Here is a 10,998-nt window from a genome sequence, read left to right on the forward strand (position 1 = left end):
GCCGCCTGCGGCCGGGCCCGGCAGCGCCGGGAAAGCACCGCTTAGGCGGTACCCGCCCCCCGCTCGGCGAGGAAGGCCCGCAGGGCCTGTCCGGTGGGCGTCTCCATTGCCGCCACCGCCTCCGGCGTGCCCGCCCCGACGATACGACCGCCGGCGTCCCCACCCTCCGGGCCCAGGTCGATGACGTGGTCCGCCTCGGCGATCACATCCAGGTTGTGCTCGATGACCACCACCGTGTGGCCGGCATCAACCAGGGCGTGGAAGACATCCGTGAGCCGCTGCACATCGGCGATGTGCAGGCCCACGGTGGGCTCGTCGAGCAGGTAGAGCGTCGGCGCCGCCTGCTTGCCCCGCGCCGGGCCGCCATCCACCGGGCGGGCCTTGGCCAGCTCGGTGACCAGCTTCAGGCGCTGCGCCTCGCCGCCGGAGAGCGTCGGGCTCGGCTGCCCCAGGCTCAGGTAACCCAGGCCCACATCGCAGAGCAGACGCAGGACGTGGTGGATGCGCGGATGGGCGCTGAAGAACCCCGCTGCCTCCTCGATGCTCAGCGCCAGCACCTGGTCGATGCTGTGGCCGGCGTAGCGGACCTGGCGCGTCTCCTCGTCGAACCGGGTACCGCCGCACGCCTCGCAGGGGACCTTCACGTCGGGCAGGAAGCTCATCTCCACGGTCTTTACGCCCTGACCACTGCACGCCTCACAGCGCCCCCCCTTGGTGTTGAAAGAGAAGCGCGCCGCGTTCCAGCCGCGCAGCCGGGCCTCTTCCGTGCCGGCAAAGAGCCGGCGGATGGGATCCCAGATCCCCACGTAGGTCGCCGGGCAGGAGCGGGGGGTACGGCCGATGGGGGTCTGATCCACCTCCAGGACCCGGCGCAGGTGCTCGGTGCCGGCCAGCGCCTGACAGCCGGTGGGTTCCGGGAGGGCCGCGCCGCGCTTGCGCGCCAGCTGGGCACGGACGCTGGGCTCGATCACCTCGCGGACCAGGCTCGATTTGCCGGAGCCCGAGACGCCGGTGACCCCGATCAGGCGACCAAGCGGCAGCGCCACATCCACCCGCTGCAGGTTGTGGCGGTGGGCGCCGGTGACCGTCAGCTGCCCCGCCACCTCCTGGCTGCGGCGCTCCCGCGTGGGATGGCGCGGCGGTTCGGCGAGGACCCGGCCGGTCAGCGACTCGGTGTTGCCGGTCAGGGCCGCCAGGTCCCCCTCGGCGACCACACGCCCGCCGTGGCGGCCGGCACCGGGGCCGAGGTCGATCAGGTGCCCGGCGGCGCGAATGGTCTCCTCGTCGTGCTCGACCACCACCACGGTGTTGCCGGCCTCGGCCAGCTCGCGCAGAGCGCCGAGGAGCATGGCGTTGTCGCGGGCGTGGAGGCCGATGGTCGGCTCATCGAGCACGTAACAGACGCCCTGCAGGCCGGCACCCAGGCTCGCCGCCAGGCGGATGCGCTGCGCCTCGCCGCCGGAGAGGGTCGGCGCGGCGCGATCCAGCGACAGGTAGCCGAGCCCGACCCGCTCCAGGAAGGCCAGCCGCGCGCCGATCTCGGCGATGACGTCTGCGCCGATGGCGGTCTCGCGCTCGTCGAGGGTCAGCGCCTCGAGCCAGGGCCGGAGCTCGGCCACGGAGTCGGCGGTCACCTCGGTGATGCTCCGGCCGTGGAAGCGCACGGCCCGGGCCACGGGGTTCAGCCGCCCGCCCTGGCAGGCCGGACAGACCCGGGCTGCCTCCAGCTCCGCCTCTTCGGCCTCGTCCGGGTCGCGGACCAGCAGCCCGGTGCCGTGGCAGCCGCTGCACCAGCCGTGGCGGGCGTTGAACGAGAACAGCCGCGGATCCGGCTCGGCGAAGCCCTGCCCGCAGGCCGGGCAGGCCCGGCGCGTGGACCAGACCCGCTCGGCGTCGGCGCCGCTGCCGTCCAACGGGGCGATGCGCACGGTCCCGTTGCCGTGATCCAGGGCCTCCTTGAGGCGCTCGCGCAGATCCGCCTCGGCATCGGCCCGGATCTCGATGCTGCCCAGGGGCAGATCGATGTCGTGCTCCCGGTAGCGGTCCAGCCGCGGCCACTGCGCCGTGGGCTGGAGTTCACCGTCCACACGCAACTGCTCGTATCCGCGGCCGGCCGCCCAGGCCGCCAATTCCTTGTAGATCCCCTTGCGCGCGACCACCAGGGGGGCGTAGAAGGCCATCCGCTGCCCACGGTGTTCGCGCAGCAACCGCGCGGCGATGCCCTCCGGCGTCTGCGCCTCGATGGCGACCTGGCACTCCGGGCAGTACTGCACGCCGAGACGCAGGTAGAGCAGGCGCAGGTAGTGGTAGATCTCGGTGAGTGTCGCCACCGTGGAGCGGTATCCGCCTCGGCTGGTGCGCTGCTCGATGGCCACCGCCGGCGGGATGCCGGTCACCGCGCCGACGTCCGGACGCGAGGCCGGCTGCACCAGCTGTCGGGCGTAGGCGTTGAGCGACTCCAGGTAACGGCGCTGGCCCTCGGCGAAGAGGATATCGAAGGCCAGGGTCGACTTCCCGGAGCCGGACACCCCGGTGACCACGGTCAATCGATCCCGGGGGATGGCCACGTCGATGTTGCGCAGGTTGTGCTCGCGGGCCTGGTGCACCTCGATCGCGGCCGGAGCGTCCACGGCATACGGCGCTGCCGCCTCGGCCACGGCCGGGGGCGCCAGGGGCCCCGCGTCCTCCTCCAGACCGGTGCCGTAGTCGGCCAGGGCACGCCCGGTCGCCGTGGCGGAGGCCGCCAGCTGCACCGGCGTACCACTGGCCAGCAGCCGGCCGCCGCCCTCACCGCCCTCCGGGCCGAGGTCGAGGATCCAGTCGGCGTTGGCGATCAGATCCAGGTTGTGCTCGATGACCAACAGGCTGTAGCCAGCGTCCACCAACCGCTGGAAGGCGTCGAGGAGGACTTGGCAGTCGCTGAAGTGCAGCCCGGTGGTGGGCTCGTCGAAGATCAGCAAGGTGCCGGTGCCCGGCTCGGCCCCCTTACCCCGCCCCTTGCCGCGCTCGGCCAGGTGCCCGGCGAGCTTGAGGCGCTGCGCCTCGCCGCCGGAGAGGGTGGGCACCGGCTGGCCCAGGCGCAGGTAGCCCAGGCCCACGGCGCGCAACGGCTCCAGGCGGCGCACCACCTCGCGGCTGTCGGCAAAGAACGCCACCGCCTCGTCGGCGGTCATCTGCAATACGTCGTGGATGGAGGCACGTCGCCCCTCAGTCCCCTCCACCTGGACCTCCAGCACCTCGGCGCGAAAACGCCGACCGTCGCAGTCGGGACAGGCCAGGTAGACGTCGGAGAGGAACTGCATCTCCACGTGCTCGAAGCCGGAGCCCTTGCAGGTGGGGCAACGGCCGTTGCCGGCGTTGAAGCTGAAGGCGCCGGCGGTGTAGCCCCGCTCCTGGGCCAGGGGCGCCGCGGCGAAGCGTTTGCGGATCGGGTCGAGGGCGCCGGTGTAACTCACCGGGCAGGAGCGCGCGCTCTTGCCGATGGGCGACTGGTCCACCAGGGAGACCTCGGTGATCGCCTCGGCCCCATCGATGGCATCGTGCTCGCCCGGCCGCAGCTGCAGACGGCCCCGAGCGACCCGCCGGCGGCCGGTCAGGTAGTCCGCCGTGGCCGAATCCGCCGCATAGAGCTCCGCCGGGGCACCGTTGAAGACCACCTGACCGCCCCGCTCACCGGGACCCGGGCCCATGTCGATGATCCGGTCGGCGGCCGCCATCACCTGCGGGTCGTGCTCGACGACCAGCAGCGAGTTCCCCGCATCGCGCAGGCGCTGCAGGATCCCCACCAGGCGCCCCACATCGCGAGGGTGCAGGCCGATGGACGGCTCGTCGAGGACGAAGAGCGTGTTGACCAGCGAAGTGCCCAGCGCCGTGGTCAGGTTGATCCGCTGCACCTCGCCGCCGGAGAGGGTGCGCGACTGCCGGTCCAGGGTCAGGTAACCGAGCCCCACCTCGTTGAGGTAGCCGACCCGGCTGCGGATCTCGTCGAGGACCGTAGCCGCCGCCTCGTCCAGCGGCGGCGGCAGCTCCAGCCCGGCGAAGAAACGCTGCAGGCGGGCCAGGGGCAGGGTCGCCAGATCGTGCAGGGTCAGCCCCGGCAGCCCGGCCAGCAGCGCATCACCCATCGCCAGGTGGCGGGGCCGGAAGCGCTCCTCCGGGGCGAGGACAGCGTCGGCGTCGGCCTGTCCGCCGAGCCGGAAGTCCAGGGCCTCCGGGACCAAGCGCGCACCCCGGCAGTCCGGACAGGTGCGGTAGGTGCGGTAGCGCGAGAGCTGCACGCGCACGTGCATCTTGTAGCTCTTGCGCTCGAGGTAGTCGAAGTAGCCGCGCACGCCGTACCACTTGCCGGAACGGCCCCAGCGATCCTCGCCGTCCCAGACCCACTGCCGGTCCGCCGCATCCAACTCCCGCCAAGGCACATCCTCGGCGACCCCGCGCCGGCGGGCGGCGCGCAGCAGGTCCCGCTGGCACTCCACCGAGGCACCGCCGCGGAACGGTTTGATCGCGCCCTCGGCCAGGCTCAGGCCCGGATCCGGGATGACCAGGTCGGGGTCGATCTCCATGTTGCGGCCGAACCCACGGCAGGTGTCACACGCGCCAACCGGGGAGTTGAAGGAGAAGAGCTCTGAGGTCGGCCGCGGGTAGTCGCGGTCGCACCCGGCGCAGTGGAAGGTGGCGGAGTAGCGCCGCGGCTCGCCCGCCGGCTCACGGTCCTCGCCCAGGGCCCGGACCTGGCAGCGACCCCGCCCTTTGTCGAGGGCCGTCTCCACCGCCTCGATCAGCCGCCCCCGGCGCGCCCCGTCGAGGCGCAACCGGTCCTGAACCACCTCGACACCACCCTCACGCTCATAGATGCGCGTGTATCCCTGGCTGGAGAGCATCTGTCGCAGCTCTTCCCGATCGAGCTTGGCAGGCACGGCCACGAAGAAGGTCACCGCCACTCGGGTACCTGCCGGCCACGGCGCCGTGTCGTCGCCGGCGAGGAGCTCGTCGGCGATGGACTGCGGCGTATCCGGCCGCACCGGGCGGCCGCAGCCGCTGCAGTAGGGCTGCGCCGCCCGGGCGAAGAGCAGCTTCAGGTGGTCGGCGAGCTCCGTCATCGTGCCCACGGTGGAGCGCGAGGTGCGCACCGGATTGACCTGATCGATGGCGATCGCCGGCGGGACGCCGTCGATACGCTCGACCTGTGGCCGGTCCATGCGCTCGAGGAATTGCCGGGCGTAGGCCGAGAAGGTCTCCACGTAGCGCCGCTGCCCCTCGGCGTAGACGGTGTCGAAGGCGAGCGACGACTTCCCGGAGCCGGAGACCCCGGTGACGACGATCAGCTCGCCGGCCGGGAGGTCGAGATCGAGGCCCTGCAGGTTGTGCTGGCGGGCGCCGCGGATACGGATCGGTTCGCGCACGGTCATGCTTCCGGAGACAAGACGGCGCCGACAGCCCGGAGGCTGCCGACGCCGGCACGGTTCACGGGATGTCGTTCAGGCGGCGGGATCAGGCGTACTTGGCCTTCGCCTCCTGCCGACGGCGGTGGAGCACCGGCTCGGTGTAGCCGGAGGGCTGCTCCCGCCCCTTGAAGACCAGGTCGCAGGCCGCCTGGAAGGCGACGCTGGCGTCGAAGTCCTCGGCCATGGGCCGGTAGTTCGGGTCGCCGGCGTTCTGCTCATCCACGACCCGGGCCATGCGCTGGAGGCTATCCATGACCTGATCCTCGCTGACCACGCCGTGGTAGAGCCAGTTGGCCACGTGCTGGCTGGAGATGCGCAGGGTGGCGCGGTCCTCCATCAGGCCGACATTGTTGATGTCCGGCACCTTGGAGCACCCGATGCCCTGGTCGATCCAGCGCACCACATAGCCGAGGATGCCCTGGCAGTTGTTATCCACCTCCTGCTGGATCTCCTCCTCGCTCCAGTCGGTGCTCGGCGCCAGCGGCACGGTGAGGATCCGGTTCAGGTCCGAACGCCAGCCGGCGCGGGCAATCTCGGCCTGGACGCCGGCGACGTCCACCTCGTGGTAGTGCACGGCGTGCAGGGTCGCCGCCGTCGGCGACGGCACCCAGGCGCAGTTGGCACCCGCCTTGGGGTGGCCCGCCTTGGTGTCGAACATCTCGCGCATCTTATCCGGCTTGGGCCACATGCCCTTGCCGATCTGCGCCCGGCCCTTGAACCCGGCGGCCAGGCCGACATCGACGTTCCAGTCCTCATAGGTGGTCATGAAGGATGCCCCCTTCATGTCCGCCTTGCGGATCACGGCGCCGGCCTCCATGGCGGTGTGGATCTCGTCGCCGGTGCGGTCGAGGAAGCCGGTGTTGATGAAGATCACCCGGTCCCGGGCCTGCTTGATGCAGGCGCGCAGGTTGACCGTGGTCCGCCGCTCCTCGTCCATGATGCCGACCTTGAGGGTGGCACGCTCCAGGCCCAGGGCGTCCTCGACGCGCTCGAACAGGTTCACCGTCAGGGCCACTTCCTCGGGACCGTGCATCTTCGGCTTGACGATGTAGACGCTGCCGGTCTTCGAGTTGCGCACTTGGCCCAGGCCCTTGAGGTCGTGGACCGCGCAGAGGACGGTCATCATGGCGTCCAGCATGCCCTCGGGGATCTCGTTGCCGTCGCCGTCGAGCACCGCCGGCGTGGTCATCAAGTGGCCGACGTTACGCACCAGCATCAGCGAGCGCCCCGGCAGGGTCAGGGAGCCGCCGTCCGGCGTGGTGTAGGTGCGGTCGGCGTTGAGCCGCCGGGTGAAGGCCTCCTCGCCCTTGCTGACCGAGGTCTCGAGATCGCCCTTCATCAGGCCCAGCCAGTTGCGGTAGACACGGACCTTGTCCTCGGCATCCACCGCGGCCACGGAGTCCTCGCAATCCTGAATGGCGGTTAGCGCCGACTCCATGACCACGTCCTTGACGCCGGCCGGGTGATCCTTGCCCACCGGATCGTTGGGGTCGATGACGATCTCGGCATGCAGGCCGTTGTGACGCAGCAGGATGGTCGCCGGCCGCTGCGGCTCACCGGTGAAGCCGACAAGGCGGGTGGGATCGGCCAGCTCCGTCTCGCTGCCGTCGGCCAGGGTGATCAGCAGCTGGCGCGGGCTCGCCTCGCTCAGGCGGTAGGCGGTGACATCGGCGTGCAGGCCGTGGGCCAGCGGGGCCACCTCATCGAGGGTTTCGGCGGCCAGCTCCATGACGCGCTTGCCACGGGCCGGGTTGTACGTCTTCCCTTTGGCCAGGCCGTCACTCTCGGGGATCATGTCGGTGCCGTAGAGGGCATCGAACAGGCTGCCCCAGCGTGCGTTGGCCGCGTTGAGTGCGAATCGCGCGTTATCCACCGGCACCACCAGCTGCGGCCCGGCCACCGTGGCGACCTCCGGGTCGACCCCGGTGGTGGTGATCTCGAACTCCTCCGTCTCGGGTTCCAGGTAGCCGATCTGCTCGAGGAAGGCCTTGTGATCGGCCACGGAGAATTGGCCGCGGTGCTCGCGGTGCCACTCGTCGATCTGCCGCTGCAGGGTCTCGCGCTTCTCCAGCAGCTCACGGTTGCGCGGACTCAGATCGCGGACGATGCCGCCGAGCTCGTCCCAGACGGTGTCGGCGTCGATGCCGGTCCCAGGCACCATCTCGTTGGCCACCAGGTCGTAGAGCTCACGCGCCACCTGCAGGCCACCGACTTGAACCCGTTCGCTCATGGAAGTCTCCCTATTCAGCTTCGCGATCCGCGGATAAGCCGCGATAGTAACGCATCCCAGTGAGGCTGATCACCCGCTCACAGACGCCCCGTTCAGTTCTGCAGCTCGGCCTCCAGCTCGTCGTAGAACGCGCGGACCAGCCGGGCGTTGCCGCCGACGTCCGCCTCGCCGCCGCGGGTGGCGGCGCGCACGTCGACGCGACGGTGATCACCGGTATCCTCGACGCGGACGACGATATCGTGGATGACACCCATCCAGTAGCTGCGTGCGGTGGCCTCCAGCCCGCCCTGCATGTCGGTTCGCGCCACGGTCCACTCCAGCCTCAGCGCCGCGCTCTCTGCGGCGCTGAGGATGGCCGAGACATCCTGCGGGTAAGTGCGCGCCTCGAGATCCGGGTGCGCCTCCGCCTGGCGTTCGGCCAGTTCTCCGCCAGGGTAGGCTCGATCGCCGCCGGCCTGCTCTCGGGCCTGGGCGAGGGCCCGATACGAGGGCGGGTCATCGGTGTCGGTGGCCAGATCGTGAAGGTTGGGACCGAGGACGGCGGCGTAGACCTTGGGCCCGGCGACCACCGCGACCCCTAGCCCCAGGGCCAGGCCGGCCAGGGCCCGGCCGCGACCGCGCTTGCCGTGCAGACCGAAGGTGGAGGCGAAACCGACACCGGCGGGGACAAGGGCGAGCACACCGGCAGCGAAGCCGGCGGCGATCATCGCCAGGGCCAGGTCGAGTTCGACGAGCTGGATGCGGTAGAGGGGGCCGGCCAGCGCGGCCGCCGCGGCCCCGCAGGCTGCAAGCAGGACGGATGCCGTCGCCAGCCGGGATACAGGCGCCTGGAACATGGGTTTTCCTCCCGGGTTTCCGGCCGATTATGCGGCCGGAAACGGCCAGGACAAAACGCAGCCAGGCGCCGCGGCGCGGGGGTGCCCGACGGGGCACCCCCGCCAGAGCGGCGAGCCGGATTACTGCAGACGCCCGGAGAGCACCGTCTCGACGCGGCTGCGCTTGAGCGGGCGGAGGTTGCGTACGACCTCGTCGCGGCACTCCGGATCCAGGCGCTCAAGCACGCGGGCCAGCGTATTGAACGGCAGACGGTTGGCCAGGCGGGCGGCCGGGCCTCGGTCCATGTGCTCGAGCACGCTCGCCTGCGCAGCGGGGCGCATCTCCAGGAAGGTGGCCAGGCTCTCCCCGTCCGGCATGGCGCGCAGCGCCGCCGGGCGCTCGGCCGGGGCCATCTGTGCGATGCGCCGTGCCGCGGCGGCGGGCAGGCGGTCTGCATACTCGGCGCGAGCCGGTGCGCCGAGGCCATGGTCTTGATGCTCGGTGGTGATGGTCATCTCTGCCTCCTGAGTGTTCGGGTGCCCGACCCGCGGCACCGGAGACAGAGAGACGGCAGAGACTCCGTCAGTCGGCCGGCACCCCGGGACGGGCGTTGGTTCGCGGTACGACGTCGTTGCTTGGCGTACTGCCGTTACCGTCCGGCATGACGGTCTCCTCGTGTGGCTGACACGTGACGTGGAATCTAGGCGGCGACCCGCCCGCTGTCAAGCGTTGCGGCGCGCCGGCAGGCCATCTTGACCCCCTATGCTGCGGCGGCTACTATCCGCGGTTTAACATGCTCAAGAACGCGGCTGAACGTCGCAGAGGGTCACCATGAAGAAAGACATCCATCCCGAGTACCGCGAAGTCGTTTTCCAGGACATCTCGACGGACTTTTCCTTCCTGACCCGCTCCACGGTCCAGACCGACGAGACCATCACCTGGCAGGACGGCAACGATTACCCGCTGGTCAAGATCGAGGTCTCCAGCCGGAGCCATCCGTTCTTCACCGGCAAGCAGCGTGTGGTCCATTCTGGTGGGCAGGTCGACCGCTTCCGCAAGCGCTTCGGCATGACCCGGGGCAGCTCCAGCCAGTAACCCCCGGACTGCGCCGAGCGCGGTTATCCAGGGCAGCAGCGGAGGGGCATCATGACGTCGAAAACCGTCACCGTCACCGACAACACCACCGGCCACAGTGTCGAGATGCCCATCCGCGAGGGAACGCACGGGCCGGCCGTCGTCGATATCCAGAACCTGTACAAAGAGTTTGGATACTTCACCTACGATGCCGGCTTCACCTCGACGGCGAGCTGTCGCAGCGACATCACGTTCATCGACGGCGAGAACGGGGTGCTCCTCTACCGCGGCTACCCCATTGAGGATCTGGCCGAGAACAGCAACTTCCTCGAGGTCTCCTACCTGCTGCTCCACGGTGAGCTGCCCACCAAGGATGAGCTGGACCAGTTCAACCGGGCGGTGACCGAGCACGCTATGATCAACGAGTCGTTGAAGGACTTCTTCGACGGCTTCCACTACAACGCGCACCCCATGGCCATGCTCACCGGCGTGGTGGCATCGCTGTCGGCCTTCTACCACGACGCCATCAAGCTCGGGGACCCGCGCAACCGGATGCTCACCTGCCACCGCGTGCTGGCCAAGATGCCCACCATCGCCGCCGCGGCCTACAAGCACATGGCGGGCGAGCCCTTCGTCTACCCGCTCAACCGGCTCTACTACACCGAGAACCTGCTCAACATGCTGTTCTCGCGCCCCACGGAGCCGTACGAGATCAATCCGATCCACGCGCGGGCGCTGGATCAGCTGCTGATCCTCCACGCTGATCACGAGCAGAACGCGTCGACCTCCACGGTCCGCCTGGCCAGCTCCACCGGCACCAACCCGTTCGCCTCCATCGCCTGCGGCTGCGCCGCCCTGTGGGGCCCCGCCCACGGTGGCGCCAACGAGGCGGTGCTGAACATGCTCCACGAGATCGGCGACATCAGCCAGGTGCCGAAGTACATCGAAAAGGCCAAGGACAAGGATGACCCGTTCCGCCTGATGGGCTTCGGGCACCGGGTCTACAAGAATTTCGACCCGCGGGCGCGGATCATCCGCAAGACCTGCCACGAGGTCCTCAACGACCTGGGCATCGAGAACGACCCGCAGCTCGAGCTGGCTATGGAGCTTGAGGAGCGGGCACTGCAGGACGACTACTTCGTCGAGCGCAAGCTCTACCCGAACGTGGATTTCTACTCGGGCATCATCTATCGGGCTCTGAGCATCCCCACCGACTTCTTTACGGTGATGTTCGCCCTCGGCCGGACGCCGGGCTGGCTGGCCCAGTGGAACGAGATGGTCGCCGATCCGGAGCAGCGCATCGGGCGACCGCGACAGCTCTACACCGGCGCAGCGCGGCGAGATTACGTCCCCATCGATCAGCGCCGGAAGGATTGAGCTCGACCCCCGTTGCCCCGCCACCGGCGGCAACGGGCGGCCCCCCGCCCCCTTACT

Annotated in this window: 6 protein-coding genes; 2 read left to right on the forward strand and 4 right to left on the reverse strand. The window is 70.0% G+C overall.

Translation table 11 applies throughout. The annotated features are described in order from the left end of the window. Positions 1-41 precede the first annotated feature (41 nt). The 4 genes from CCR79_RS11930 to CCR79_RS11945 form a co-directional block, all read right to left on the reverse strand. Entirely contained in the window at positions 42-5,408 is a 5,367-nt protein-coding gene (locus tag CCR79_RS11930) for an excinuclease ABC subunit UvrA (protein WP_201173105.1), read from the reverse strand. A gap of 82 nt (positions 5,409-5,490) precedes the next feature. Beyond that, positions 5,491-7,674, reverse strand: coding sequence for a malate synthase G (locus CCR79_RS11935; protein ID WP_201173107.1), 2,184 nt, complete (start codon positions 7,672-7,674; stop codon positions 5,491-5,493). A gap of 92 nt (positions 7,675-7,766) precedes the next feature. After that, the gene (locus CCR79_RS11940) at positions 7,767-8,510 is read right to left on the reverse strand and encodes a DUF1499 domain-containing protein (protein ID WP_201173110.1); all 744 of its coding nucleotides are present in this window, start codon (positions 8,508-8,510) and stop codon (positions 7,767-7,769) included. Positions 8,511-8,630: 120 nt separating this feature from the next. Further along, positions 8,631-9,005, reverse strand: coding sequence for a magnesium transporter MgtE N-terminal domain-containing protein (locus CCR79_RS11945; protein WP_201173112.1), 375 nt, complete (start codon positions 9,003-9,005; stop codon positions 8,631-8,633). A gap of 316 nt (positions 9,006-9,321) precedes the next feature. Between CCR79_RS11945 and CCR79_RS11950 the strand changes: the two genes are divergently transcribed. Further along, positions 9,322-9,585 (forward strand): type B 50S ribosomal protein L31, encoded by a 264-nt coding sequence (locus CCR79_RS11950; protein ID WP_201173126.1) that lies wholly within the window; start codon positions 9,322-9,324, stop codon positions 9,583-9,585. A 51-nt stretch (positions 9,586-9,636) separates the two neighbouring features. Further along, on the forward strand, positions 9,637-10,941 hold the full coding sequence (locus tag CCR79_RS11955) for a citrate synthase (protein WP_201173135.1): 1,305 nt from the start codon (positions 9,637-9,639) through the stop codon (positions 10,939-10,941). Positions 10,942-10,998 lie beyond the last annotated feature (57 nt).

It is taken from the genome of Halorhodospira halophila (assembly GCF_016653405.1).
GTDB lineage: Bacteria > Pseudomonadota > Gammaproteobacteria > Nitrococcales > Halorhodospiraceae > Halorhodospira > Halorhodospira halophila_A.

What these genes read in the sequence shown, in the direction of transcription:
- CCR79_RS11930 (WP_201173105.1), bottom strand. Translation starts at nt 5,408, where the DNA reads ATGACCGTGCGCGAACCGATCCGTATCCGCGGCGCCCGCCAGCACAAC.
- CCR79_RS11945 (WP_201173112.1), bottom strand. Translation starts at nt 9,005, where the DNA reads ATGACCATCACCACCGAGCATCAAGACCATGGCCTCGGCGCACCGGCT.
- CCR79_RS11935 (WP_201173107.1), bottom strand. Translation starts at nt 7,674, where the DNA reads ATGAGCGAACGGGTTCAAGTCGGTGGCCTGCAGGTGGCGCGTGAGCTC.
- CCR79_RS11955 (WP_201173135.1), top strand. Translation starts at nt 9,637, where the DNA reads ATGACGTCGAAAACCGTCACCGTCACCGACAACACCACCGGCCACAGT.
- CCR79_RS11950 (WP_201173126.1), top strand. Translation starts at nt 9,322, where the DNA reads ATGAAGAAAGACATCCATCCCGAGTACCGCGAAGTCGTTTTCCAGGAC.
- CCR79_RS11940 (WP_201173110.1), bottom strand. Translation starts at nt 8,510, where the DNA reads ATGTTCCAGGCGCCTGTATCCCGGCTGGCGACGGCATCCGTCCTGCTT.